The organism is Syntrophorhabdaceae bacterium, from assembly GCA_036504895.1.
Classification (GTDB): Bacteria; Desulfobacterota; Syntrophorhabdia; order Syntrophorhabdales; family Syntrophorhabdaceae; genus PNOM01.
Genome location: DASXUJ010000127.1, coordinates 26426 through 52282 on the forward strand (window position 1 = coordinate 26426; position 25857 = coordinate 52282).

A 25857-nucleotide genomic window follows, 5' to 3' on the forward strand; every position below is an offset into this window, starting at 1 on the left:
ATGGAGAGATAAAAGGGATTGCCCACTGAGGGGGGGAAGGAGTTTGGAATATAAGGAAAGACCACGGCCGTTTCGGCCGTGGTCCGTTTGGTAACCCTTTATATGGATCTCTTTTATATCTTGAACTGGCCTACCATGTGCTGGAGGTCTCTTGAGAGGTTGGCGAGCTGGGCTGAGGCGCCGGCGTTGTCCTGAATTCTCTGGGCCGTCTCCTGCATCACCATCGAGATCTGCTGGATACTCACGGCGATCTCGTTTGTCGTTGCCGTCTCCTGCTCGGAGGCTACGGCGATCTGGTTTATCTCCGAGGTCACCTTGTTGATCTGGCGCAGGATCTCCTGCAGGGCTTCCCCTGATTTGCCTGCTTCCAGGGTACCGTGACCCACCTCGTTCACCCCGTCTTCCATGGAAGTTACGGCCTTCTTCGTCTCTGTCTGCATCGCCCTTATGGTATCGCCGATCTCTTTCGTGGCTTCGCTCGTTCTTTCGGCAAGCTTACGGACCTCATCTGCAACCACTGCAAAACCTCTGCCGTGCTCGCCCGCTCTTGCGGCTTCGATTGCCGCATTCAGGGCCAGAAGGTTGGTCTGGTCGGCCACGTCGTTAATGAGGCCGACTATCTGTCCGATCTGATCGGAACGGGTGCCGAGGCTCTTGATCACGTCGGACGACTCTTTAACTCTCTCGCTTATGCGGTTCATGACCTTTATGGTTTCCTGTATGATGGTTTCGCCCGTGCCTGCCGATTCATTCGCCCTCTCGGAGCTTTTTGCGGCGGTCATACAATTCTGCGCGATCTCGGACGAGGTTTTCGACATCTCCTCGCTGGCAGTAGCCACCGAATTTACCTGCATGGCCGCTTCTTCCACGCCCGTGGCCATATGCTCGGTCGCGGCATCAAGGGTGTTGGCCGCGGAGGAGACTTCGTCGCTGCTCTTCGCCACCTGCCTGATGGTATCGTGGAGTTTTTCGACAAAGGAGTTGAAGTGTTTTGCCATCTCTCCTATCTCATCCTCGGACGATACATCGATGCGCTTGGTGAGGTCGCCCTGGGCTACGCTCTCTATTGCTTCAACGGTCTTCGTAATGGGGGCGAGGATGATTGCCCGCATGAGCATGGTAAGCCCAAAGGGCAGGATCACTGCCGCAAGCAGCACGATCGCGGAAACAATGAGCACGAGACGGAAGGTTACGGTCGATGACTCGTATTGAGTTTTACTCAACTTATTCTCGAGGACCAGGAGCTCATCGAGGTTTTTACTGATCGTTTGAAAAATATCATCAGCCTGGGTCATAAGCATGGATGCCGTGGCCGCATCGAGTCCCGCGATCTGGCGTAGCGCTTCCTGATATTTTCCTAATTGATCGAATGTCTTCTGAAAGAGATCTTTTTCGGCCTTCGTCAGATTGGCGGCCTTAGTCTTTTCGCTTACCTCCGCCCCGACCTTCTTGAGGGTCGCAAACTGCTCTTCCGCGAAGGAATCGATGCGGGACTTCTCGTAATTCGAGCCTATCCATGAGAGGAGCTTATAGATGTTCCCATGTACCTCTTTAAGGCCTATGATTACGCCCGCAGTGGATTGATATACCTTGAACCGGGTATTAAAGATGTCTTCAAGGGCAGCCTTCTGCCTGAAGAAGCCGGCATAAGAGACCAAGCCGAATATAAGGAGAAAGAGAATTGCCGTGAATGGAGAAACCAGAAGTTTCTTCGTCATTTTCAGGTTGCTGAGCCATGCTTTCATCTTTAAAATCCCCCTTTGATATATGGTTTTCTCACGTGCCGCCGGAGGCATCCGCCTTGCCGGCAGCACGTTCGATTCACGACTTACTGAAATACTCCCGACATCGTGTACATATCCGTTCCCTCAACCCTCTGAACCCACGCCTTTTTGGCCTGGATCTTCTTGGTTGCAGGGTTCGTCCACGAGTAGGTTACCCAGCCGCTGCCTTTTGTTTTGGCAACTTCGATATTTTCCTTGATGAACGTCTTGCCCGTGGCGTCTTTCAATTCCAGATGGTTCTGGCCGTGCAGCTTCGGGTTCATCGGATTGGCGAGTGCGATGCCGTTGAAATCCTGGAGGGTCACGTAAAGGTCGCCCTTCACGAACTGCCCCTTGGGGTTAGCTATCTCTGCAATGCCTTTTTCTTTACCGTTTGCCTTTACGTACGCCGCCGACTTCTCCGCGAGTGTTTTCGCGTCATCTAAGGGCGCTGCCTGAACCACATATGCCGCTCCGAAAACAACCGCCAAGACTACTACCATGCTCCATACTGCCTTTTTCATTGTAAAGCCTCCTTTGTTGCGCGAGCATTAGGAATATGTGAAGCTAACAGTATATCGGCATGAATAAATTTTACTTAAATCGGCTTTATGAAAATGATTATAATCGACCTGTTCATCCGATGCGCAACCGGCCTTCAGATGGGCGTTGCTCATTATTTTGACCCGCCCGCACCCACTCCGGCTGTTGTGTCGATTTTTTATGTCTCTATTCTTCTTCACGTAAAAGCGTCTCTCCCTTGCATGATCGATATCTATTTGCATGATGGGATAACAGGGATGTCGAACTACTGGGTATATCGGAAGGTCGGTTATTTTCTTAAGCGAGGGGACGATCCACAAAGATCTCCATGTCCGCGAGCCCCCTCGCTTAATAAGAACGCAGATAATAAAGATATTATTTATATACGCCGCATCCCACGAAGCAGTCGGCGCCTTCTACCCTTTGGACCCAGGCGACCTTCGCCTGTACCTTCTTGGTCGCCGGATTCGTCCAGCTATAGTTGATCCATCCGCTGCCCTTGGTCTTTGCAGTCTCTACCATTTCTTTCATAAAGTATTTATCGGTCGCATCTTTGAGCCCAAGGTGATTTTGACCTGTGAGCTTCGGATTTCCGCCGTTTGCCTGACATACTCCGTTAAAATCATTCGCAAAAATGTAAAGGTCCCCCTTACTGAACTGGCCTTTTGGGTTATTGAACTCCGCCATGGCCTTCTCCTTCCCGTTCGCTTTCACGTAGGCTGCCGCTTTCTCCGCCAGGGCCTTCGCATCGTCCTGAGGAGCTGCCTGGACGTACGAAAACAGACAGAACAGAGCCATTACCACTATTGCCGTGAGCATTCCAAGAACAGATCTTTTCACAATAAGCCTCCCATGTCTATCATATTTAGTCTAAGATCTTTTGTGGATCGCTCTTTTTATCGGAGACGCGGGCAATGACTTAAGCGCCTTTTTTCACAAACTCGCCGGGTGAGGTAAAAGCTCGTGAATGCACAAGGGGCGCCCCTTTCCAGGGGCGCCCCTTGTAGGGCCCTCACAAGCCCCGCAATTCTATATCGCCAATCTTAGCGTAGTTTATATCTCTGGATCTTTCCGGTGGTGCTTTTCGGAAGCTCTTTTACGAATTCTACCCATCTCGGGTACTTGTATTTTGCCATGCGGTCGAGCACCCACTGCTTCACTTCTTTTTCGAGCTCGTTGCTCGGTGCGACACTCTCCTTCAGCACTACGAATGCCTTCGGCTTTACGAGGCCTTTCGGGTCCATGTGTCCCACTACCGCGGCTTCGAGTACGGACGGGTGTTCGATGATGCAATTCTCCACTTCGACCGGTGAGACCCAGATGCCGCCGACTTTCAGCATATCGTCGCCTCTTCCCGCGCACCAGTAATATCCTTCTTCGTCCATATAATACTTATCGCCCGTGTTGATCCATTCGCCCTGCATGGTAAGACGGGTCTTCTCCCTCTTTCTCCAGTACTGCTGTGCCGCACTTGCACCCTTGACGAGCAGCGTCCCGATCTCGCCCGTGGGCACGTCGCGCCCTTCGTCATCGACAAGTCTGCATTCGTAACCGGGAACAGGTTTTCCGGTTGAGCCCGGTTTTACTTCGCCCGAACGGTTGGAGATAAAAATGTGGAGCATTTCGGTCGAGCCTATGCCATCGAGTATTTCGATGCCGAACCGCTGTTTCCAGCGAAGATAGATGTCGGGCGGCAGCGCTTCGCCTGCGGACGTGCAAATACGGACTGACGAGAACTCATGATTTGCGTTGGGGTCGGGAGTCTTGATCCCCGCATCTTTGTCGCGCTTCTCGAGAAACTCGAGCAATTGGCCGTAAAGCGTGGGTATACCGAAGAAGACAGTAGGTCGGAAACGCTCCAGATAGTGAAATATACTCTCCGGATTGGGCGCCCCTGGGTTGAGTACTACCGATGCGCCAACGGACAGAGGGAAGTAACATGCGTTCCCGAGCCCGTATGCAAAGAAAAGTCTTGCTGCGGAAAATAGAATGTCGTCCTCGGTAAGTCCCAACACGCCCTGACCAAACGCTTCAGCCGCTGCCACCATGTCATACTGGGAATGGATCGCACCCTTAGGCGCACCCGTTGAGCCTGAGCTGTAAAGCCAGAACCCGACATCGTCTTTCGTGGTGAACTCGGTTTTTATTGTCTCCGGTGCATGTCTGAACTTCTGCTTGAAAGGAATTCTCGCGCCCTCGGTCTCGGAGATGATGATGAGGTCGCGGAGATATCTTAAATCACCCTGAATTTTTACTACCGTGGGGACGAGCTGATCGGAGACGACCAGCACCCTTGCGCGGCTGTCATTCAGGTAATACTCGTAATCTTCGGGGGTAAGCATGGTATTCACGGGAATGGGCACCGCGCCTATCTTGATGGCGCCCCAGAATATGGCGTAGAACTGGGGAACGTCCAGCATGAGAAGGACGACCCGGTCGTCTACGCGCACACCCAGCTCGCGTAAGGCGTTCGCGGTCTTGTTGACCATCTTCTGAATGTCATTGTAAGTATAATTACGTTTTTCGGTATATACGGCAACCTTGTGTCCCCGCCCCTGGCGTATATTTCTGTCAATGAAGTAATCCGCTGCGTTAAAAAATTCTGCTGATGCCCCGTGAATCATATGTTCCTCCTTTTGATCTCTCTTACATGTCCGCCCCTTCAAAAGAACGACATGGGAGCGACACGCAACAGGTTTATGTTAGTTCATAGCGCTACGGCTATCGGTCTTCGCCCGGAATTTTTCCCACCGGGGACTCCGGCGCCGACGACTACTGCCGGCCTCTCAACCCGGGATCACCGGGAGGAGATAAATGATAAGAATACGAAACCACCTGTTAACCGTTGACATATCATTGTATAGAATATAATACAGGCAAATATAGAAATCAACTAAAAAATCACGTTCTTGTCGAAAGGGTTAAATTTGCCGAACTTGTTGCCATATGAAATATTTCACATCCACCATCTATCGGTTTGTATTTAATCAAGTACATTAATTTCCCTGCCCATTACAAGTCTGTCGCGTAAGTGGAAAATTCCTTCTCTTTCAAATGGTTCAATATCAAAACAGTAAGGTTAAGGGGAGGGAAGGCAAGGCTGTTCTGTATCCACAACTTTCGAGGTACCCCTTTCCACACAAATGGCCTAAGTGGATACAATCCGAGGGTCATCTGCCGGGAGTTTTCCCAAAGAGACCTTTACCCCTCTGCCCCCTCTCCGAAATCTCCGATGATCTTCCTATGGGCGAGGGTATCTCTGGCGGCGATAATGGAGGGAAGAGTAAAGGCAAAAGGCGCGTCCTCAATGGAGAGACTTCCCTCCCCGGAGTCCTTTCTTCCGGTAAAGGGCATCACATCCGGGCTCCTCTGGCACTGACAATTAATATTGACTCTGGAGACGTGGTGCATAAGATGGCCGGCGAGGCGCGAAAGTACCTCCGGATCGGCGCCGAAAAGGGATGCTTGCTGTCCGTAATTTGATTGAGCCCCATACCTCAACACCTCTTCCAGGTCATTATAAGGCACCACCGGAATAAGAGGGCCGAATTGCTCTTCATGATAGAGCCTCATGGAGGGACTCACCGGGTAAAGAAGGGCGGGCGAGAAAAAGGTACCCGAAGAACTACCGCCGCCGGAGTTCATGATTTCCGCTCCGCGAGAGATGGCGTCTCCCATGAGACCGGCGAGATAGGCCGGCTTTCCGGGTTCCACGAGGGGCGTCACGAGGATATTTTCTTGCCAGGGCATACCGGACCGCACTGCGGCAAGGGCTGCCGAGAATTTTGCGAGAAAGAGTTCCGCCCTGTGTTTCGGTACAAAGAAGAGTTTCAGGGCCGCGCACCGTTGGCCGTTAAAGGAAAGGGCGCCGGTAATGCACTCCTTGACCGTCAAATCCAGGTCCGCGTCGGGAAGAATGATGGCGGGGTTCTTGGCCTCCAGTCCCAGCACGCATCGAAGCCTCTGGGTCCTCGGATGGAGACCCCTCAGGTACGCGGCTACGGTGCTCGTGCCGATAAAAGCGAGACCGTCGATCATTCCGGAGGAAAGAAGGGGGGGAATCACTTCTTTTCCCTCGCCAGAAATCTCATTCACCACCCCGGCAGGAAAAGAGTCGCGAAAGATCTCGAGAAGGGGCTGATAAAGGAGTGTCCCGAACCTTGGAGTCTTGAAAATTACGGTATTACCGGAGATCAACGCAGGGATAAGGCCGGTGAAGGTCTCAAAAAGAGGGTAATTGAAGGGTCCCATGCAGAGCACCACGCCAAGGGGCATCCGTTCTATCCGTCCTACTATGCCGTGCCCGGTTATGGGTTCCCGGGTCGAGGTGCAGACCTTCCTGAATGCCTCTATCACACCTTTCGCATAATCGACGGTACGGTCGAATTCGAGCTGCGAATCTTTATAGGTCTTACCTATCTCCCACATGAGAATACGGCTTATAAGGTCCTTCGAGGGCATCATCTTTGAGATGAAGCCTTCCACCTTTTCTATTCTCCGGGTAAGGGCCATTGACGGCCACTCTCCCCTTCCATGGTCGAAGGCTTCCCGCGCCGAGCGAAGTATATGGAGAGACTCTTTTCCCGTCATGAGGGGATACCTGCCGACCGGCATGCCCGAGAGGCCGGACGAGGTACGGACGCATACGGGGGAACGGACCTCCCGAAACGGCCCGTCCCATTTATGGAGCACTCCTCCGCTCAGGTAATGATCGAGGGAAAGGGGAAGCACTCCGGCAAATTCGCGGGGTATCTCCTCCGGGAGAGGAAAAAAATTATCTTCGAAAAAAGGTTCCATCAATAGCCGTCAACTTTTTGCCTTTCCCGCTTCACGCAGGGAGAAGGAATATTATGGGATAAATATCAGGGATGCCGCGACCCGCGCCCGTAGGGAAAAGTATCATCCCCGGTGCGGCCGGTCAAATAAAATAAAACCATGCCTATGTTTGACACAGCTCCCGCCGAAGTGATAGAGAAAATGGGAAGCCACGCCAGAAACTCCGGAGGTGACCGTCATGACCCGAATAAGATTGGTCGAACAGAAGGCATATGAATTTCAACATCCCCTTACGCTTGAGCCGCGGGACATCAATTATGGCGGTCACCTGGGCCACGATTCTCTCATATCGCTTTTGGGCGCCGCGCGGGTCCATATGCTTTCCCGGCTGGGATTGACCGAACTCGACCTCGGCGACACACGCTCCGGGCTCATCATGTCCGACCTTGTGGTAAATTACAGGGCGGAGGCCTTTATGCTCGATCGTCTCATCATTGCCATACACGCGGATGAATTTACCCGGACCGCCTTTCGCCTCTTTTATCGCGTCTCAAAGGAGCAGACCCTGATCGCCCTTGCTGAAACGGGCATGGTGACCTTCGATTACAGGTCACGCAAGGCCGTGCCTGTGCCCCGTGCCCTTATGGAAGGCCTCACGTCGAAAGAGTTACCGGTCTCCACTCCTCCCGGCTGAAAGCGCCGGTCCCGTTACGGCGTTTCGACGGCCACTGCCAGGGCGTCCGTGATCCTTACCACCAGCTCGTCCCCGGGCTTTATCGCCATAAACCTCTTCACCCTCCTGTCGACCGTAAAGGTTCCCGATTGCCCTTCAGGCCCCTTGAGGGTCACCATCCGGTTCTTATAATCGATCGCCTCCACCTTCGCGGTGATCTCGGAGATGTCGGCGACCATTATTCCGGGCTTGGCGCCTTTCGGAGCCACTCTCACGGTCCCAACCTCCGTCTCCACGGGCGGTTCATCAGATTTCCTGACGAACACGGCAACCGACTCGTAATATGTGGTCTTCAGCTGGTCGCCCGCCTTTATGCGATCGAAATTTATTACTTCCTTGCCTACCTTTACGGTTTTTTTCGTCCCGTCAGGGAGCTTCAATGTCAGGGTGCGCTTCGCCTGGTCTATTGCTTCGACCGATGCCGTCACGCTCATTACTTCCGCGAGCACCGCGCCCGGTTTCCCGTTCTCTTTCTTCTTCGGACCCTCGGCAACGGCCGGCGCGAGGCCGAGCCACATCACCAACAAAGCAGACGCCAGTACAGCGCTCCATAATTTCTTCATTTCTCTTTCTTCCTCCATTCCCGATATTATTCCTTCGGTTCTATCCCATTGACCTTATCGAGAACCGTCCTTAGGCGTTGTGCCCAAAACTCGAAGGCCTCTTTGGCGGAGCCCCATTTGGTGAAACTTGACGTTTTACCTCCGGGCCTCTCATCGACCGCGGCGGCGATCCGCTCATTTGACAGGGAATCGAGCGCCTCCATTTCCATGCCCGTTTTACCGGCGCCCGTCCATGAGCCTGTGGCGGCTTTCTTCACCACGCTGATGGCAATGCCCACGGGAATTACCGAAGAGATTACGCTTCTTCCGGGGCTCGAAGATTCGAGTTTGGTAATCGCCACTCTTAACCGGAGCACATCGGGACCGGCCTCGGCCACTAAGGGATAGGCGTCGCCCAGGGCCTTCGCCGCGGCCTGATTGAACTGGTCGGAAAGGTCCTTAAGCTCTGTGGGGTCGATTCCTTTATATTTGGAATCTTCGGCAAAAAAGAAGACCACGCCGTCGAGCATAACCTTCTTATACTTTGTAAAATCGACACCGGGTTTGACGTAACGATATTTGGCCCCTTCTTTGGGACCGGGACCAAGCTGACTGTAGTCATTCAGAAATCCGGAGAACTCCTTCTCCGCCCCGTGGCCGGGCGATACCGCACATAAGGCAAAAACAAAGGATGCCAGAATAACGCTCATTATCGGCTTTTTCATATATGCTCTCTCCTTGAAAAATTCCTTTAATTGCGGGTCAGGGAATCTTATCAGTCGGTTCCTCCCCCATTTTCGAAGGACCGATACCCAAAGAATTTATATCCCGAATAGCCGGGTCCCGTCAACGAATTCCCGGAGGCGGGAAGTAAAAGAGCACCCTTCCACGGCCGGCAATCACGAAATACTTGCCATGTAAGATTTTAAATTCTATAATAAAAATGTCCATGAAATTTGAAGATGGGCTCAAGAAGCTCGAAAACATAGTGAAAAGCCTTGACAACGGCAATATCCCTCTTGACGAGGCCCTCGGCCTGTTCAAGGAAGGACTCTCCCTCACCAAAGAACTCTCCAAAAGACTTGATGAGATAGAGAAAAAGGTCGAGGTGCTGATCAAAAAAGAGGACGGCTCGATAGATAAAGGGGCCTTCGACAGGGAAGATACGTGACCGATCTGGCAAGCTATTTGCGAGAGAAACAGATAATCGTCGAGAACAGTCTTAAAGACCTGTTCTCTTCACTGAAGACGCCTCCTTCCGTTCTTAGAGATTCCATGGGATATATGCTTTTTTCTCATGGGAAGAGAATAAGGCCGATTCTGGCAATAGCTGCATGCGAGGCCCAGGGGAAAAGCTCGGACGATCTGCTGCCTTTTGCCTGTGCCATCGAGATGATCCATACATATTCCCTGATCCACGACGACCTCCCGAGCCTCGACAACGATGACCTGAGAAGGGGAAAACCTACGTGCCACAAAGTGTACGGCGAGGCGATCGCCCTTCTGGCGGGCGACGGGCTCCTTACCGAAGCCTTCAGGTTAATGGCGGATAACCGGCATGGAGAGCGTATAAACCCCAGGATCGTGCGGGATGTCATCTTTGAAGTAGCCTCCGCGGCAGGGGCCGAGGGCATGGTCGCCGGTCAGGTGATGGATGTCCTCTATGACGGGAAGGAAGGCACCAAGAATATCCTTCATTACATCCACTCCCGAAAGACCACGGCCCTTATCAGGGCTTCAGTACGGGTAGGAGCGATTATGGGAGGAGCAAAGACGCGGGCCCTTGCAAAATTCACCCGCTACGGAGAGGCGCTCGGTCTCGCTTTTCAGATCATGGACGATCTTCTCGATGTGGAGGGAGACGAGGAAATAGTGGGCAAGCGCCTGAAGAAGGATACGAATAAACAGACCTACGTAAGACATTACGGCGTGGTTGCGTCCAAGATCAAGCTGGAACAGCTCACCGAAGAAGCGGTAAAATCCGTCCAGTTTTTAGGCGATAATTCCGCCATCCTCGCCGAATTGGCTCAGTTTATCGGCAGTCGGGTCTCTTAATGTTTCTCGAGAGAATAGAGGGCCCCGGAGACTTAAAGAAGCTGGACGCGGGTGAGCTCTCCCAGCTCGCCGAAGAAGTGCGCCGGTGCATCATCGACACGGTCTCTCACACGGGAGGGCACCTTTCCTCCAACCTGGGCGTGGTGGAGTTGACCCTCGCCCTCCATTGCGTCTTCGACTCACCGCAGGATAAGATTATTTGGGATGTGGGCCATCAGAGCTATACCCATAAACTGGTAACCGGCAGAAAAGGCCGGTTCGCCACCTTGCGTCAGAATGGCGGCATAAGCGGCTTTCCCTCACGCAAAGAAAGCGTCTACGACGTCTTTGACACCGGTCATGCGAGCAATTCCATCTCTGTGGCGGTGGGCCTCGCCGAAGCGCGCAATAAAACGGGCAAGAACCATAAGATAGTTGCGGTTATCGGCGACGGCTCGCTTACGGGAGGCATGTCTTTCGAGGCACTCAACCACGCCGGCCACTTAAGAAGCGATATTATCGTCATTCTCAATGACAATGAGATGTCCATCTCCAAAAACATCGGCGCCCTTTCGTCATATCTCAATAAGATCATGACAGGGGAGTTCATGAGCAACTTGCGCGAAGAGGTCAAGTCAAGGCTCAGGAAGCTGCCCCAACCGGTAGGCGATACCGTGTACAAGGTGGCGCGCCACGTGGAAGAGACCATAAAGGCCCTGGTTACGCCGGGCATGCTCTTCGAAGCCCTCGGTTTCCAGTATGTGGGGCCTGTAGACGGTCACAATCTCGGCCATCTCCTCGATAACCTCCAGAACGTGAAGCGCCTGAGGGGTCCTGTGCTCCTCCACGTGATCACGAAAAAGGGGAAGGGTTATGTCCATGCGGAGGACGATCCCGAGAGGTTTCACGGCATCTCCACCTTCGAGCTCGAAACAGGCGCCTCCACCTCCAAAGGGGTAAAGACTTATACCGACATATTCGGTCAGACAATGATCGAGCTTGCCGAAAAAGATGAGAGGATTGTGGCGATCACCGCGGCCATGGGCCTGGGCACAGGACTCGACCGGTTTTCCCAGCTTTTTCCCGAACGGTTTTATGATATCGGTATTGCGGAGCAGCATGGCGTCACCTTCGCCGGCGCCCTCGCCCTCGGGGGATTGAGGCCTTTCATCGCCATTTATTCTACGTTCCTCCAAAGGGCCTACGATCAGATCATCCTTGACGTCTGTCTCCAGGACCTCCCGGTGGTCTTCGCCGTCGATCGAGGCGGCATCGTGGGACAGGACGGACCTACCCATCACGGCGCCTTCGATCTCACCTATTTCCGCTCCATCCCGAACCTCATCCTCATGACCCCTAAGGACGAAAATGAGCTGAGGCAGATGCTCTATTCCGCGTACTGCTATGGAAAACCCGTTGCCGTCAGGTATCCCCGGGGTGAAGCGCTGGGGGTTGCCATGGCCCCCGAATTCGAGGAAATTCCGCTGGGCTCATGGGAGCTTTTGAGGACCGGCACCGACGTGGCGATTATCGCCTGCGGGAGCCCTGTCCACCCTGCCCTTCTGGCCGCCGCCGATCTCGCGGAGGCCGGCATTCATTGCGCTGTGATAAACGGGCGGTTCGTAAAGCCCATGGACTGCGAGATGCTTTCCCGTGTGGCAGCCAATTCCGCACGAATCCTGACCGTCGAAGAAAATACCCTCATGGGAGGCTTCGGAAGCGGGGTCTCGGAAATGCTGGCTGAACAGGGCATCCTGGTGCCTGTCAGAAATATCGGCCTGCCGGACGCATTCCTGCCCCACGGGTCCCAGTCGAGTCTGAGGCGCAAAATAGGACTCGATCGGGAAGGGATCGTAAAGGCAGTGAAGGATTGGCTAAAGAGCGCATAGATACCATCCTGGCCAGACTGGGCCTTGCCCCCTCCAGAGAGAAGGCAAGGGTCCTGATCATGGCGGGTGAGGTATATATCGGAAGCGAGCGGGTGACAAAACCCGACATGAAAGTAGCCGGCGACGCCCCCATCGAGGTAAGGGGAGACCCCATCCCATACGTGAGCTACGGGGGGATCAAGCTCGAAGCGGCGCTCGATAGATTCGGCATCGACGTCACGGGGTTTACGGCCCTGGATGTGGGTTCGTCCACGGGGGGCTTTGTAGACTGTCTTCTCGCCCATGGAGTGCGGAAAGTCCACGCCATCGACGTAGGCACCCATCAACTCCACGAGAAGCTGAGAAAGGACGAGAGGGTCGTCCTCCGGGAAAACCTGAACGCCCGGACCCTCACGCTTGAAGACATAGGCGAGCTGGTGGACGTGGTGACTATAGACGTATCCTTCATCTCCCTGAGGAAGATACTGCCGCCCGTGGTCTCCTTGATCAAGCCCGGGGGATGTATTATGTCTCTTTTTAAGCCTCAGTTCGAGGTGGGTCGGTTTGAAGTAGGCAAAGGCGGGATTGTGAAGGACCAGGAGAAGATCTCCCGAGTGATGGAGGAGATAAAGGCCTTCGGTCTCTCGATCGGGGTAGAGGCAAAAGATTCGATAGAGGTCCCCCGGGACAGGAAGAAAAAAAACAAGGAATATTTCATATTATGGGAAATCCGCACATCCCCAAATCAGTGAAGTACTTCGCGAGCCTGATGTTCGCCACCGAGATATCCCTTCATAAAGCGGAGGGGGAACTGGTGAGCTACATCGGGAAGATAGAGCAGACCACGGGGCTTATCCCGTTTATCCACAGCACCTACTACGATAAGGAGATGGGAGGAAATATCATGAGGGTCTTCCTCCTTTTCGAGCCCTTGCTCCACAGAGACCTCCTGCCGGAGATAAAGCTCCAGACCAACGAGATAGAGAGGCAGCTCAAGGTACAGGGAAAGAGAACCGTCAACATCGATCCCGGCTATATCGCCCTTGAGCACATTATACTCGCCACCACAAAAGGGTATTCCCACAGGGTTTACCTCAGTAAGGGCATCTACGCCGACCTGACCCTCATGTTCCAGAACGGGACATACCGGCCCCTCGAATGGACCTATCCCGATTACCGCGAAAAAGAGACCATATTTATCATGAACCAATGGAGAGAGATCTATAAGGGGATGCTGAAACCATGAAGAGTATGACAGGATTTGCCAAAGTGGAGGTAGAAAGCGCCGAAGGGAAGCTTTACGGTGAAGCGAGGTCCTTAAACAGTCGCTACCTTGAAGTCAGCATAAAGCTCTCGCGGGCCGATTCCGGCTACGAACAGAAGCTGAGAGAGATGGCAAAACAAAGCGTGAAACGGGGTAAACTTGACCTCGTGGTCAGGTGGGAGCGCTCGTCGGGACAACCGGCCCCATTTAAAGTGAACGAGGGTACGGTAAAGCAGTATGTGGAGATGGCACGGAGCCTGAAGGAAGAATACGGGATCAAAGGGGATCTCACCCTGGAAACCTTGTTCAACCAGCGGGAGATCATCACCTTTGAGGAGAGTAACGGGATACCGGAAGAGATCCTCCTTCCCGCGTTCCACTCCCTTCTTACGAAACTGAATGAAGAGAAGGCCCGGGAAGGGGCCCTTATACTGAGCGACCTCTTCGGTCGGCTGGAGTCGATATCCGGCTATCTCAAAGAGATCGAGGAGCGATGGCCTTCGGTTATCGAGGCCCATGGAGAAAAGCTGCGCGAGAGGGTGACGGAGGCGACAAAAGGAATCCCTGTCGACGAGGGGAGGATATTGCAGGAGCTTGCGATCTACATGGAGCGTCTCGATATCGCCGAGGAACTCGTGAGGCTCAGGGGCCACATAGGTAATTTCCAGGATACGGTCGCGTCCGATGAATCGATAGGAAGAAAGCTCGATTTCATTATTCAGGAGATGGTGAGAGAGGCCAACACCATCGGGAGCAAGTCGAACGACCTCTATGTGAACGAACGGGTTATCCAGATAAAAGTTGAGATAGAGAAACTGAGGGAGCAGGCTCAGAATGTCGAATAAAGGGAAAAAAGGACGGCTTTTTGTCGTGTCCGGGCCGTCCGGGGCGGGAAAGAGCTCGATTATAGAACGTTTCCTGAAAGAAGACGCACGTTCCCACTTCTCCATCTCCTATACGACGAGGCAGAAGAGGCCCCGCGAGGAGGACGGAAAAGATTACTACTTTATCGATCAGGCCCTTTTCCGGAAGATGGTTGAAGAAGAGTCTTTTCTTGAATGGGAGCAGGTGCATAGCCATTCCTACGGCACCCCGGCAAAAGAGGTGGGCGATACGCTCCGGCAGGGGCTCGACATGATTCTCGATATAGACGTAAAAGGCGCTCTCCGGATCAAAGAGAAATGTCCTGAAGCATGCCTCGTCTTTGTGGAGCCCCCGTCAAAAGAAGAGCTGGTCAAGCGTTTATCCCTGCGGGGAGAGAAGGAACTGGAACTCAGGATGAAGAGGGTCGAAGAAGAGCTTGCACAAAAGCGATTCTTCCAATATACTATTGTTAATGATACCCTGGAGAAGGCTTACGAAGATTTCGTGGCCATCGTGGATGCAATGAGGAGGATGTAATGGCGAGGATAACGGTTGAAGATTGCATGGAAACGGTGGAGAACAGGTTCGAGCTGGTCCACCTGTCTGCGAGACGGGCGAAACAACTGCTGAAGGGCGCCACGCCACTGGCAAAATCTTCAAACAAAGAAATAGTGACTGCCTTAAGGGAGATTGCCGACCACGCGGTCTACTTCGAGAAGAAAGAGTCTCTCGAGACGAAAGAAATACCTTATCAGCTTTCCAACTTTACCCCTTGAGCAACTGTATACCATGCGGTCCCCTTCGGCGAGAACGAAAACGGCGTCGATCGGCCCCAGTCGCGGGGTAAAAAGTTTTCTCTTGTAATGCTTCACGTTATAGAGGATAATATGGTGATTAATATTAACGCTATTCTCGTAAACCTGATCAGAGAACTACCCATCACTGGTCGTTTTATAGAAGAGTCAATTTAAGGAGTGTTCCCGCTGTCCGAATCCAAGAACCTGTTGCCGCCCCTTATAATAAAGGGGAAACGTATTAACTTACCTATCATTCAAGGAGGGATGGGGGTCGGTGTATCCCTGCACCCTCTCGCGTCAGCCGTAGCACGTGAAGGCGGAGTGGGCATCGTCTCCAGTGCAGCCCTCGACCGGATCGTCTCAAAAAGAACCGGTAAGAAACTATCCGTTTATGACGCCGTCATGGAAGAGATGTCCCTTGCCCAGGCCGAAGGAGGCGTGACGGGCATCAATATCATGGTAGCCCTCGGAAGAGACTATAAAGACACCGTAATCGCGGCGATCGATGCCAAGGCGGATGTAATCATATCGGGCGGTGGATTGCCCATGAACCTGCCCGCCATCAAAGAGCCGAACGGCACCGCCCTTATTCCCATCGTCTCCTCGCCCAGGGCCCTGGAGTTGATTATCCGGAAATGGGAAAAGGCGTCGTACAGGCCTGATGCAGTGGTCCTGGAAGGACCTCTTGCGGGCGGCCACCTGGGTTTCAAATTCGAGCAGATAGACCTGGAATCGAACAAGCTCGAGAACCTGCTGCCCCCTGTAAAGGAAATTGCCTTAAAACATGGTGATTTTCCCGTGATCGTGGCAGGAGGCATATTCACCCATGCAGACATCGTGAGATTCCTCCGTCTGGGCGCGGACGGGGTACAGATGGGGACCAAATTTCTCACCACCGAGGAGTCGAGCGCGACCGACGAGTATAAACAGGCGGTCATCGATTCGGAAGAGGGGGATATCCTGGTGGCAAACCAGCCCGGGTCGCCATGCGGACTGCCCTTCAGGGTCCTCAAGGCTTCACCCATGTTCGTATCCTCCCTCGCACGAAGCAGAAAACCGAAATGCGATAAGGGATACGTGCTTTTCAAGGACGCACAGGGCGTCTACAACCAATGTACCGCAAAAGAGGACAATGAGCTCTCCTTCTGCATCTGCAACGGCCTTCTTTCATCCGGCGGATACAATACGGATACCGAGGAGCCTCTCTACACCGCCGGCGCGATCGCGTGGAGGGTAAAGAAGAGGACGACCGCGAGGGCCGTCATGAGGGAGCTTGCCGGCTTCCCCGAAGAGGAAGAGAAGACCTAGGCCTCTTTTTTCTTTCTGCCCACCCTTTCGCTCAACCTTTGTGTCGCCACGTAAAATACCGGGACAAAGGGGATCGCCAATACCGTAGATGCAATCATACCCCCAAAGACTACAGTGCCTATCGCCTGCTGCCCCGCGGCTCCTGCACCGCTTGCGAACAGGAGAGGCACAACCCCCAGGATAAATGCAATGGAGGTCATCACAATAGGACGGAACCTCCGGCTCGTCGCTTCTATGGCGGCTTCCGCTGCCGACATGCCCTCTTTATGCAGGTCCCGTGCAAATTCCACGATCAGAATAGCATTCTTGCTGGCAAGGGCGATCATGAGCACGAGCCCGATCTGGGTATAGAGATTGTTGTCAAACCCACGGACCATGAGCGCTATCAGGACGCCCACGAGGGCCATGGGCACGACGAGGATCACCGCAGCGGGCGAAGTCCAGCTTTCGTAGAGTGCGGCAAGCACCATAAACACGAGAGTGACCGACAAGGCATAGATGAAGTACGCCTGGTTTCCCACCCTCTTCTCCTGGTAACTGGTGGCGGTCCAATCGAATCCGATGCCCCGGGCCACGGTCTCGGAGAGCCTGCGCTCCATGAGGCCGAGGGCCTCGCCGGAGCTGACGCCGGGCGCCGCATTTCCGAATATGGGAGCCGCGGGATAGAGGTTATATCGGGTGATGAGCTCGGGTCCTGTGGTAAACTTTACATCGAGGAGGCTTCCGAGAGGGACCATATCGCCCTGGCTGTTTCTCGTGTAGAGACCCTTGATGTCCTCGGACCTGATGCGATGCACGTCGCTCGCCTGAATATAGACCTGGTATACCTGATTAAATTTATTGAAAAGGTTGGCAAAAGATGAGCCGAGGTAGCCCCGCAGGGTTTCAAAGACATTGGTCAGGGGGACCTGAAGGGACCGTGTCTTTACGCGGTCTATGTCGAGAAAAAGTTGAGGACTCCTGGTATTGAAGGTGGAGGCGATACCCTGCAGGCTCGCCTCGGAGTTCGCCCTTTGGACCACGGCGTCCACCGCCTTCTGCAGCTCTTCGAGTCCCAGGTTTTTTCTGTCCTCCAGCATCATCTGGAAACCTCCCGATTGTCCGAGCCCGCGGATCGGAGGAGGGACGACCACAAACACGTCCGCCTCCTGAATTTTCGAGAGGTCACGGTTAAGGCCCGCGATCAGCTTCTCCTGACTGAGCGCCCGGCCCCGCTTGGACCAGTCGTCATAAATAATGAAGGTGCTGTTGATGGTTGAGACATTGGCCGCATCCAGAAAAGAGTACCCTCCAATTGTAACCCAGCTTTTTATGCCGGGCGTATTCCCAAGTACTTTGCCTATCTTTTCCGCGACCTCACGGGATCTCGGCTGAGACGCGCCGTCAGGGAGGCGGGCGAAGAGGATGGCGTACCCCTGGTCTTCGGACGGTAAAAAACCCGTGGGCCGCGAGACGAACTGCCATCCTGCGATCGCAATGATAATGAAGAAGACGATGACCATGATATTGCTCCTCATTACCATCCACCGGACGAGACTCATATACGGTTGCTTCGCTTTGTCATAGATCCTGTTAAACCCCCGGTAAAACCTGTTCGGCTCCTTCGTCCGGGGTTTGAGCCACAGGGCGCACTGGGTCGGTTTCAAGGTGAGGGCATTCATTGCGCTGATTATCGAAGTGGCGGCGATCACCAGGGCAAATTGGCGGAAGATGAGACCCGTAATGCCGGGCAGAAATGCCGCGGGCAGGAAGACCGCGGTAAGGGCCGCGGTGATGCCCATGACCGGCCCCGTCAGTTCGCTCATCGCCTTTATCGCAGCCTCCTTGGGCGTCAATCCTTTGTCGATATAATAGGCGCTGTTCTCGACGATTACGATGGCATCGTCGACCACGATGCCTATGGAGAGGACCAGGGCAAAAAGGGTCATGAGGTTGATGGTGAAACCGAGGGCGACCATGGCCCCGAAGGCCCCAATGATCGTGACGGGAACCGTGGTGGCGGGAACGAGGAGGGCGCGGAAGCTCTGGAGAAAGACCATGATGACCAGGAGCACGAGAACGGCTGCGATGAACAGGGTTTCATAAACCTTGGAGATGGACTCCCGCACGAATGTGGTGGTGTCGTAGCGGATCGTGTACTTGAGGCCCTCCGGGAATTCCTTGCTCATTTCCGCCACCGCCTTGTATACCTGGTCGGCCACTGCAATGGAATTCGCATCGGGCAGGGCAAATACGACTACCTGGGCGGAGCGCAGCGGCCCTATGTTCGCAAAATTCGAGAAAGACTGCTGGCTGAGGTCAATACGGGATACGTCCTTGAGCCTCACTACGCGAGCCGCCTGATCGGCGTCGCTTTTCAGCACGATATTCTCGAATTGAGTCACATCGGAAAGGCGTCCCAAGCTGTTGATCGTGAACTGGTGGGCCTGACCCTGGGGTACGGGAGGCGCGCCGAGCTGTCCCGTCACGACCTGCACGTTCTGATCCCTGATCACTGCCAGCACGTCAGTGGTGGTAAGGCCGAACTCTTTAAGCCTGTTCGGGTCAAGCCATACGCGCATACTGTAGGGACCCGCGCCGAAGACCCGCGCCTGGCCCACTCCGGGTAGCCGGGCGAGGGGATATTGCATATTGATGATCCCGTAATTCGAGAGAAAGGCTTCGTCAAAACGGTTATCATCTGAATAGAGGCTTACCACAAGGAGAATATTGGTCGAAACTTTCCTCACCGTGACCCCCTGGGTAGTAGCGTCGCCGGGAAGCTGCGCCAGGGCCCCGTTCACCTGGTTCTGAACCAGGGCAAGGGATTTATCGAGATCGGTGCCCACGTCGAATGTAATGGTCAGGGCATAAGAGCCGTCGCTCCCGCTGGTGGAAGACATGTAAATGGATCGCTCGACGCCGTTTACCGCCTGTTCTATGGGTACGCCTATCGTATCGGCCACCACCGAGGCAGCAGCCCCGGGATATCGGGAGATTACCTGGATGGTGGGAGGCACGATGGGGGGATACTGTTCCACGGCCAGGTAATAATAGCTCACCAGACCCACGATCACCGTCACCGCGGCGAGGACATTCGCAAGAATCGGACGCTCGATAAAGAAAGTGGAGATCATGAAGAAGCCTTTTGCCCGGAATCCGTCTGCTCGGGGGTCACATGCCTTCCGGGGATCGCCTTTTGAGTGCCTCTCACCACCACCCATTCTTTCCCGGAGAGGCCCTGTTCCACCACCCGCATTGTGCCCACGGCAGGACCTCTTTTGACTGCCACGCGATTCACCACGTTCCGGGCCCCCACCACAAGCACAAAGGCGCCCTGCTGGTCATTCCCCATTGCTTCTTCGGGCACGAGCAAGGCGTCGATCTCCCTGACCGGTATTTTGAGACGGCCATAGAGACCGGGTAGTATTTGCGCGCTCTTGTTTCCGAAAACGGCCCGCAGCAATAAGGTCCCGCTCGTAGGCGTAAGGCTGATCGACGCAAAGTCAAGCCTCCCCTCGTGGGGATAGCCCGTCTCCTCCGGAAGGCCCAGGTATACGGGCCACGTTCTTGAGCGGGTCTGCCCCGGAGACCAGCGGGCCTCCCTCATAAGCTTCGCAAGGTTCCCATCGCTAATGGTAAAGTAGGCATACATGGGGTCTGTCTGATTAAGGGCGGCAAGCACGGTATTTTCTCCGGCGCCTACAAGGTTGCCCGGGTCTTTGAGCCTCCTGTCGACGCGCCCGTCAAAGGGGGCCCTCACCTCCGTGTATGCGAGATCGAGCCTCGCCAGGTCCCGTTTTGCCTCGGCTGCGATAAGATTTGCCCTGGCCAGGTCCCGTTGGTAACGCCAGTTGTCCACGTCCTGCTGGGAAGCGCCTTTTTCCAAAAACAATGCGGAATAGCGGAGAAACTGGCTCTCCCCGTATTCAAGCTGGGCCCTGTACTGGAGGATCGCGGCCTCTGCCTGTTCCAGGTTCGCCCGGTACGTATTCTGCTGGATAAGGAAGAGGAGCTGATTCTTCTTCACCGGTTGCCCGTCCTGGAAGAATACCTTCTCCAGATATCCGGCCACCCGCGCCTGAAGTTGTACGGTCATCACCGCCTGGGTGGTGCCCGTAAGCTCCAGATAATCGGTGACCCGCCTCTTTTCGGGGAGGGCCACGCTCACGCTGGGCGGGGGAGGCGGCGGTGGCGCCTTCTTCCGACACCCGGGGAGGGAAGGTATGAAAAGAATAGATGCAATAATCCAGATGAGGGTCAATCTTGCGTGGGACCAGGGGGACTTTGGGTATGTCATGGTCATATATCCGCTCTCTCTCTTTTCCAGCCGGTTGTCTTTTTACCAGTCAGGTGCGCGGATGAGGCGCCGCTTCTCTTCCCCCGTCCCGGGAATATGGGCCGGGGGGTCGAGGAGATTACCCCAGTTCGTACGCTGCGCCATAGCCCTCTTTATTTCGTCCGGGACAAGGTCCCGCTCTTCCCTTATCTCCCAGCCTCCCCCCAGTGCCCGATAGACAGACACCAGGCCGGTGGCGATGTTGCCTACGGTGACGGCAAGGTTATCCTGCTCCGTGAGAAGGTTCTGCTCCGCCACCAGCACCACGGTAAAATCGACGGTACCGGCGACGTACTGTGCCTTTGCAAGCTGAAAGGACCGTTTTCCTGCCTGGACGCTCTCGGATAAAAGGACGGCCCTGTCCTGAGACCGGAGAAAGACTGCCAGTCCGTCCTCGACTTCCTGCTGGGCTTTAAGGACCGCTGCCTGATACGAGATCAGAAGCTGTTGGAGTCTCGCATCCTGTACCCGCACCTGGTTGCTGATCCTGCCGTAATTGAGTACGTTCCAGGAGAAGGCGGGACCTGCCGTGTATTCCCGGCTTCCCAACCTGAATATATTCCTTAGCTGCGAATCTCCGACATCCGTTGAAAGAAACCCGAAGAAGCCGGTCAGGGAAAAGGAGGGATAGAGGTCCCCCTTTGCTGCGCCGATTAATGCAGATTGCGATCTCGCCTGAAACTCCGCGCTTCTTATGTCGGGGCGGCGGCGAAGGAGGTCGGCAGGTATGCCCACCGCCACCCTGGCAGGAGGCGCGGGAATCCCGGACTCACCGGAAAGCATCTCCCTAAGGGGGTTCGGAGGAATCCCCAGGAGCACGCTCAGGCCATTCTTGGTCTGCCTGAGCAGGCTTTCGAGAGGAGGTACGGTCGCCTTCGTGTCGGTGAGAAATGCCCTCGCCTGCTCCACGTCTCTCGCGGAGGCGGTGCCCAGCCTGAAGCGGGCCTCCGCAATTTTTAGAATTTCAGCCTGGGCTTCCACATTCTGCCGTGCGATGAGAATTCTTTTTTCCAGGGTGCGGATAAGGATGTAGCTATTCGCCACGTCGGCAGTAAGGCTCACCAGGGCATTGTCATAATCGGCGACGGTCGCGATCCACGCCGCGTCGGCCGATTCTATGTACCTCCTGAGCCTCCCCCAGAAATCGAGCTCCCAGCTCACCGCGAGAGTGCTCTCCGCCTGATCGTACCTCAGGGTATTCACGATCCCCCCGGCTATGGAATTCTCACTTACCCGGTTATGCTGGACATAGCCTGAGATCGTTTGGCTCTGAGGATAAAGGCCCCCCACCGCGATACCCAACCGGGCGCGCGCCTCCAGCACCCTGACCCCCGCAATCGCGAGAGAAGGGTTCTGCCGGTATGCGGCTTCAATCAGCCGCTCAAGGACGGGGTCGTTAAACCCGCGCCACCACATGAGGAAGCCTTGGTCGCCGGTCGTCACGCGCGTATCGCCCGACTCGATCCAGCCCGTTGACAGCTGAACCTCGGGCCGCACGAAATCGGGGCCCACTTTCGCGCATCCCAAGGTCATACCCGTAATAAAGGTCAGAAGGATGAGGATCACGTATGCCACACCGAAAGTCTCCCATGGCCGGTTTCGCGGCTCCGATTCATGAATTCCGTGCTTATGCGGGGCCCATGAATTATATATAGGAACAGCCTTTCAAGGTGTCAACCGAGAGGAAAGGCCCTTTGGAAGCCCATGGGTGACGGATTGGCGGGACGGAACATGTTTTTATTCCGCTTTTTTTGATCTAAGTCAAAGAAACACGTACGTACCATGGTTATATTATCTTCATAGCAACTGATTGAAAGACCACAACCTATCCCAAGGAGGAGACTATGTTTTGTTATCAATGTGAGCAAACGGCAAAAGGCGAAGGATGCACCAAGATAGGGGTATGCGGCAAACAGCCGGAAGTGTCGGACATGCAGGACCTTCTCGCCTACGCACTTAAGGAGCTGGCCTTTTTCGCAAAGGAAGGAAGGAAGGTGGGGGTAAACGACCGGAGGGTAAACGTATTTACCGTTGAGGCCCTTTTCTCCACCCTCACCAATGTGGATTTCGATCCTCAAAGGTTTGTCGATTTAATCCATCAGTGCGTGAAGATGAGGGACGCCCTCAAGGACGAGGTGAAGGCGAAAGGAGGCAATACGGACTTTCCCGGCGCCCTCCTCATTCCCGAGGCAACGGTGGAAGGCCTTCAGAGGCAGTCATGGCCCGTGGGACTCAAATCGAATACGGGGATCAATCCCGATATCCTCTCCCTCCAGCATACGGCGCTCTTCGGTCTGAAAGGCGTTTCCGCCTATGCATTCCATGCCCAGATCCTGGGTCAGGAAGACGAAAAGGTGTACGCCTTTGTGCACGAAGCACTCGTGGAGCTTCTCTTGAACCGCCTCGATCTCGGTGAATGGCTCGCCCTCGTGCTCAAGTGCGGGGAGATAAACCTGAGGGCCATGGAGCTCCTCGATGCGGGCAATACCGGGACCTACGGTCATCCCGCGCCTACGGAAGTGCCCCTCGGCTGGAAGAAGGGAAAGGCCATCGCCGTTTCGGGCCACGACCTTAAGGACCTCGAAGAGCTGCTCAAGCAGACCGAAGGGAAAGGTATTTACGTCTATACCCATGGCGAGATGCTTCCGACCCACGGCTACCCCGAACTGAAGAAATATCCCCATTTCTACGGTCATTTCGGTACGGCCTGGCAGAACCAGCACAAGGAATTCCCCCTCTTTCCGGGACCCATTCTCATGACTACCAACTGTATTCAGCGACCCCAGGATGTATACAAGGAAAATATCTTTACTACCGGCACCGTTGGTTTTCCGGGCGTCGCCCACGTGAAAGACCACAATTTCGGACCCGTGATCGAGAAGGCCCTTGCCATGCCCGGTTACACCGAAGACCTCGACCGGGGCTCGGTCATGACGGGTTTTGCGAGAGACGCCATTCTGGGCGTGGCGGGTAAGGTCGTGGAAGCGGTGAAGAACAAACAGATCCGCCACTTCTTCCTCGTTGCCGGCTGCGACGGTGCGAAACCGGGGAGGAACTACTATACCGAATTTGTGGAGAAGCTCCCCTCCGATACGATTGTGCTCACCCTCGCCTGCGGCAAGTTCCGCTTCTTCGATAAGAAACTGGGCGACATCGGCGGCATCCCCCGCCTGCTCGACGTGGGGCAGTGTAACGATGCCTATTCGGCGATCCAGGTTGCCGTTGCCCTGGCCAATGCGTTCGGGGTGGGTGTAAACGAGCTCCCCCTCTCCCTCGTCCTCTCATGGTACGAGCAGAAGGCGGTTGCCATTCTCCTTACCCTGCTTTATCTCGGAATCAAGAACATGCGTCTGGGCCCGTCCCTGCCCGCGTTTCTGACCCCCGCGGTGCTTGACGTGCTGGTGAAAAATTATGACATCAAACCGATTACCACACCGGACGAGGATATAAGAGCCATCCTCGGTTAAGTAAGAGCTAAGGGTTTTACGGGTTATTGAAATGGCGGAGGAGGGAAATACCTCCTCCGCTCACATCATTTCCGCGAGGTGATCGATCATGCTGCCCATAGCCCCTTTAATGATAGAGCACAGGCTTATCGAGAGGATGATCGCCCTCATATCGAAGGAGACGGAGAGGATTTCCGGAGGCGGAGAGCCCGATCCCGCATTCATCGACGAGGCGGTCGATTTCATTCGCACTTACGCGGACCGCTGCCACCACGGCAAGGAAGAGGACATTCTCTTCCGGACGCTCGACAAGAAAGAGCTCTCTTCCTTCGACAGGCTGATAATGGAGGAGCTTCTGGAAGATCACAGGAAGGGCCGGGAGAACGTGGTGAGGCTCACTGCCTCGAAGGACCGGTATATCAAGGGAGCCAGGGACGAAGTGGCGGTTATCCTGGAAGAGCTCAGATTTTTTATCGATTTTTATCCCAACCACATAGAAAGAGAGGACCGGCACTTCTTCATGCCCTCCATGTCCTATTTGAGTCCCGACGAGAAGGACGCCATGCTCAACGAAGAGCATGCGTTCGACCGGGACCTCATCCACCGCCTTTATAAAGAGAAGGTGTTCCTCGAGGAAAAGCGCCGCTTCCGACCGTGAACGGGACTCTGCTTTTGAGTATTGACCAGATCCGCGAGCGCCTCTTTCAATGCGGGAAAACGGAAGGAAAAACCTTCCTTTTGAAGCACCCCCGGAACGGCTCTCTGGCCTTTCAGAAAGACCGTCGAAAATTCTCCGAAAGACAACCTGATGAGCGGGCCCGGTATGGACGGCACATAAGGCTTTTTTCCGACCACTTCATTCATGAAACCCATCAATTCCCGGTTGGTGACAGGAAAGGGCGACGTGAAATTCACGGGGCCCTTCAGATCCGTACGCTCGAAGAGAAACAAGAGAATTCGGACGCAGTCTTCTTCATGGATCCAGGAGAACCATTGCGTGCCCTTGCCCCAGGGAGAGCCGAGATGGAGTTTTACGAGGGGATGGATCCTCGTGAACGCGCCGCCATTCCTGCCGAGCACGATTCCGAGGCGGCAGAGAACGACCCGTGCGCCCCCTTCCGTAGCCCTCATGGCCTCGGTCTCCCACTGTTTCGCAAGGTCCGCGAGAAAGGTATTTCCCTTCGGACTCTTTTCATCCACTGACGCATCTCCGCTAAACCCGTAATATCCAACTCCTGAGGCATTGAAGAGGTGAGCGGTGCGACCGGAAGAGCCTTTCACGGCCTCCGCGATATTCCGGGTAGAGCTGATCCTGCTCTGCCTTATCTCTCTCCTCGCTTTTTTTGTCCACCTCTGAAAGATCGAGGCCCCGGCAAGATTGACCACCGCCTCGTGCGTTGCGAGGTCTTCCTGCCATCGGCCCAATTCAGCCGGGTCCCCCTCCACGATACGGACACCGGAAAGCGCGAAGCCCTTCTCTTCCCCCGGCCGGACCAGGAGGGTGATTTCATGGCCCCCACGTATGAAGGCGGGGATAAGACGGCTCCCGATGAAACCCGTCCCTCCCGCCATAAATATCTTCATCCTCTTACTCTCTTATG

At 54.6% G+C, this 25857-nt stretch carries 23 protein-coding genes; 12 read left to right on the forward strand and 11 right to left on the reverse strand.

The genetic code is table 11. From position 1 onward, the window contains the following. Window positions 1–113: 113 nt before the first annotated feature. From VGJ94_18065 to VGJ94_18085, 5 genes are all read right to left on the reverse strand, one after another. Window positions 114–1745: a methyl-accepting chemotaxis protein gene (locus tag VGJ94_18065; protein ID HEY3278528.1), complete on the reverse strand. Its 1632-nt coding sequence runs from the start codon at window positions 1743–1745 to the stop codon at window positions 114–116. 83 nt (window positions 1746–1828) lie between these two features. After that, the gene (locus VGJ94_18070; GenBank protein HEY3278529.1) at window positions 1829–2287 is read right to left on the reverse strand and encodes a cache domain-containing protein; all 459 of its coding nucleotides are present in this window, start codon (window positions 2285–2287) and stop codon (window positions 1829–1831) included. A gap of 394 nt (window positions 2288–2681) precedes the next feature. Continuing rightward, the gene (locus VGJ94_18075; protein ID HEY3278530.1) at window positions 2682–3146 is read right to left on the reverse strand and encodes a cache domain-containing protein; all 465 of its coding nucleotides are present in this window, start codon (window positions 3144–3146) and stop codon (window positions 2682–2684) included. A 203-nt stretch (window positions 3147–3349) separates the two neighbouring features. Then, window positions 3350–4930 (reverse strand): benzoate-CoA ligase family protein, encoded by a 1581-nt coding sequence (locus tag VGJ94_18080; protein HEY3278531.1) that lies wholly within the window; start codon window positions 4928–4930, stop codon window positions 3350–3352. A 577-nt stretch (window positions 4931–5507) separates the two neighbouring features. Then, complete coding sequence (locus tag VGJ94_18085; GenBank protein ID HEY3278532.1) at window positions 5508–7103, reverse strand: aldehyde dehydrogenase family protein; 1596 nt, start codon at window positions 7101–7103, stop codon at window positions 5508–5510. Between the two features lie 217 nt (window positions 7104–7320). Between VGJ94_18085 and VGJ94_18090 the strand changes: the two genes are divergently transcribed. Further along, window positions 7321–7776, forward strand: a complete 456-nt coding sequence (locus tag VGJ94_18090; protein ID HEY3278533.1) for a thioesterase family protein — start codon at window positions 7321–7323, stop codon at window positions 7774–7776. A 14-nt stretch (window positions 7777–7790) separates the two neighbouring features. On the opposite strand, the gene VGJ94_18095 is transcribed toward VGJ94_18090, so the two are convergent. Next, entirely contained in the window at window positions 7791–8378 is a 588-nt protein-coding gene (locus VGJ94_18095; GenBank protein HEY3278534.1) for a hypothetical protein, read from the reverse strand. A 26-nt stretch (window positions 8379–8404) separates the two neighbouring features. Further along, on the reverse strand, window positions 8405–9082 hold the full coding sequence (locus tag VGJ94_18100) for a DUF3313 domain-containing protein (GenBank protein HEY3278535.1): 678 nt from the start codon (window positions 9080–9082) through the stop codon (window positions 8405–8407). A gap of 224 nt (window positions 9083–9306) precedes the next feature. On the opposite strand from VGJ94_18100, the gene xseB reads away from it, so the two are divergent. The 9 genes from xseB (at window position 9307) to VGJ94_18145 (ending at window position 16492) form a co-directional block, all read left to right on the forward strand. After that, the gene (xseB, locus tag VGJ94_18105) at window positions 9307–9528 is read left to right on the forward strand and encodes an exodeoxyribonuclease VII small subunit (protein ID HEY3278536.1); all 222 of its coding nucleotides are present in this window, start codon (window positions 9307–9309) and stop codon (window positions 9526–9528) included. Continuing rightward, complete coding sequence (locus tag VGJ94_18110; protein ID HEY3278537.1) at window positions 9525–10412, forward strand: farnesyl diphosphate synthase; 888 nt, start codon at window positions 9525–9527, stop codon at window positions 10410–10412. Before xseB ends, VGJ94_18110 begins: the two co-directional genes overlap by 4 nt. Then, window positions 10412–12280, forward strand: coding sequence for a 1-deoxy-D-xylulose-5-phosphate synthase (dxs, locus tag VGJ94_18115; protein HEY3278538.1), 1869 nt, complete (start codon window positions 10412–10414; stop codon window positions 12278–12280). Before VGJ94_18110 ends, dxs begins: the two co-directional genes overlap by 1 nt. Continuing rightward, window positions 12262–13011: a TlyA family RNA methyltransferase gene (locus VGJ94_18120; protein ID HEY3278539.1), complete on the forward strand. Its 750-nt coding sequence runs from the start codon at window positions 12262–12264 to the stop codon at window positions 13009–13011. Before dxs ends, VGJ94_18120 begins: the two co-directional genes overlap by 19 nt. Beyond that, window positions 12981–13505 carry a DUF4416 family protein gene (locus VGJ94_18125; GenBank protein HEY3278540.1) on the forward strand — a complete coding sequence of 175 codons (525 nt, stop codon included), beginning with the start codon at window positions 12981–12983 and terminating at the stop codon, window positions 13503–13505. Before VGJ94_18120 ends, VGJ94_18125 begins: the two co-directional genes overlap by 31 nt. After that, the gene (locus VGJ94_18130; GenBank protein HEY3278541.1) at window positions 13502–14368 is read left to right on the forward strand and encodes a YicC/YloC family endoribonuclease; all 867 of its coding nucleotides are present in this window, start codon (window positions 13502–13504) and stop codon (window positions 14366–14368) included. Before VGJ94_18125 ends, VGJ94_18130 begins: the two co-directional genes overlap by 4 nt. Further along, entirely contained in the window at window positions 14358–14924 is a 567-nt protein-coding gene (gene gmk / locus VGJ94_18135; GenBank protein HEY3278542.1) for a guanylate kinase, read from the forward strand. The genes VGJ94_18130 and gmk overlap by 11 nt, the downstream gene beginning before the upstream one ends. Next, entirely contained in the window at window positions 14924–15163 is a 240-nt protein-coding gene (gene rpoZ / locus VGJ94_18140; GenBank protein HEY3278543.1) for a DNA-directed RNA polymerase subunit omega, read from the forward strand. Before gmk ends, rpoZ begins: the two co-directional genes overlap by 1 nt. Before the next feature lie 198 nt (window positions 15164–15361). Then, entirely contained in the window at window positions 15362–16492 is a 1131-nt protein-coding gene (locus VGJ94_18145) for a nitronate monooxygenase (protein ID HEY3278544.1), read from the forward strand. Here the strand turns inward: VGJ94_18145 and VGJ94_18150 are convergent. Genes VGJ94_18150 through VGJ94_18160 form a run of 3 tightly spaced genes read right to left on the reverse strand, consistent with a single transcriptional unit; the run spans window position 16489 to window position 22385 of the window. After that, a complete protein-coding gene (locus VGJ94_18150) occupies window positions 16489–19608 on the reverse strand; it encodes an efflux RND transporter permease subunit (protein ID HEY3278545.1) in 3120 nt (1039 codons plus the stop codon). The genes VGJ94_18145 and VGJ94_18150 overlap by 4 nt on opposite strands. Then, the gene (locus VGJ94_18155) at window positions 19605–20771 is read right to left on the reverse strand and encodes an efflux RND transporter periplasmic adaptor subunit (protein ID HEY3278546.1); all 1167 of its coding nucleotides are present in this window, start codon (window positions 20769–20771) and stop codon (window positions 19605–19607) included. Before VGJ94_18155 ends, VGJ94_18150 begins: the two co-directional genes overlap by 4 nt. 42 nt (window positions 20772–20813) lie before the next feature. Beyond that, on the reverse strand, window positions 20814–22385 hold the full coding sequence (locus VGJ94_18160; GenBank protein HEY3278547.1) for an efflux transporter outer membrane subunit: 1572 nt from the start codon (window positions 22383–22385) through the stop codon (window positions 20814–20816). A 269-nt stretch (window positions 22386–22654) separates the two neighbouring features. On the opposite strand from VGJ94_18160, the gene hcp reads away from it, so the two are divergent. Further along, window positions 22655–24277: a hydroxylamine reductase gene (hcp, locus tag VGJ94_18165; GenBank protein HEY3278548.1), complete on the forward strand. Its 1623-nt coding sequence runs from the start codon at window positions 22655–22657 to the stop codon at window positions 24275–24277. Between the two features lie 88 nt (window positions 24278–24365). Next, window positions 24366–24914, forward strand: a complete 549-nt coding sequence (locus tag VGJ94_18170) for a hemerythrin domain-containing protein (protein HEY3278549.1) — start codon at window positions 24366–24368, stop codon at window positions 24912–24914. Here VGJ94_18170 and VGJ94_18175 read toward each other — a convergent pair. Then, on the reverse strand, window positions 24866–25840 hold the full coding sequence (locus VGJ94_18175; protein ID HEY3278550.1) for a TIGR01777 family oxidoreductase: 975 nt from the start codon (window positions 25838–25840) through the stop codon (window positions 24866–24868). The two genes, VGJ94_18170 and VGJ94_18175, sit on opposite strands and share 49 nt — an antisense overlap. Between the last annotated feature and the right edge of the window lie 17 nt (window positions 25841–25857).

Coding starts and splice junctions, on each gene's coding strand:
- VGJ94_18125 (HEY3278540.1), top strand. CDS start 12,981: ATGGGAAATCCGCACATCCCCAAATCAGTGAAGTACTTCGCGAGCCTG.
- VGJ94_18100 (HEY3278535.1), bottom strand. CDS start 9,082: ATGAAAAAGCCGATAATGAGCGTTATTCTGGCATCCTTTGTTTTTGCC.
- VGJ94_18170 (HEY3278549.1), top strand. CDS start 24,366: ATGCTGCCCATAGCCCCTTTAATGATAGAGCACAGGCTTATCGAGAGG.
- VGJ94_18150 (HEY3278545.1), bottom strand. CDS start 19,608: ATGATCTCCACTTTCTTTATCGAGCGTCCGATTCTTGCGAATGTCCTC.
- VGJ94_18090 (HEY3278533.1), top strand. CDS start 7,321: ATGACCCGAATAAGATTGGTCGAACAGAAGGCATATGAATTTCAACAT.
- VGJ94_18065 (HEY3278528.1), bottom strand. CDS start 1,745: ATGAAAGCATGGCTCAGCAACCTGAAAATGACGAAGAAACTTCTGGTT.
- VGJ94_18085 (HEY3278532.1), bottom strand. CDS start 7,103: ATGGAACCTTTTTTCGAAGATAATTTTTTTCCTCTCCCGGAGGAGATA.
- VGJ94_18095 (HEY3278534.1), bottom strand. CDS start 8,378: ATGAAGAAATTATGGAGCGCTGTACTGGCGTCTGCTTTGTTGGTGATG.
- VGJ94_18155 (HEY3278546.1), bottom strand. CDS start 20,771: ATGACATACCCAAAGTCCCCCTGGTCCCACGCAAGATTGACCCTCATC.
- VGJ94_18175 (HEY3278550.1), bottom strand. CDS start 25,840: ATGAAGATATTTATGGCGGGAGGGACGGGTTTCATCGGGAGCCGTCTT.
- rpoZ (HEY3278543.1), top strand. CDS start 14,924: ATGGCGAGGATAACGGTTGAAGATTGCATGGAAACGGTGGAGAACAGG.
- VGJ94_18070 (HEY3278529.1), bottom strand. CDS start 2,287: ATGAAAAAGGCAGTATGGAGCATGGTAGTAGTCTTGGCGGTTGTTTTC.
- VGJ94_18130 (HEY3278541.1), top strand. CDS start 13,502: ATGAAGAGTATGACAGGATTTGCCAAAGTGGAGGTAGAAAGCGCCGAA.
- gmk (HEY3278542.1), top strand. CDS start 14,358: ATGTCGAATAAAGGGAAAAAAGGACGGCTTTTTGTCGTGTCCGGGCCG.
- VGJ94_18080 (HEY3278531.1), bottom strand. CDS start 4,930: ATGATTCACGGGGCATCAGCAGAATTTTTTAACGCAGCGGATTACTTC.
- hcp (HEY3278548.1), top strand. CDS start 22,655: ATGTTTTGTTATCAATGTGAGCAAACGGCAAAAGGCGAAGGATGCACC.
- dxs (HEY3278538.1), top strand. CDS start 10,412: ATGTTTCTCGAGAGAATAGAGGGCCCCGGAGACTTAAAGAAGCTGGAC.
- xseB (HEY3278536.1), top strand. CDS start 9,307: ATGAAATTTGAAGATGGGCTCAAGAAGCTCGAAAACATAGTGAAAAGC.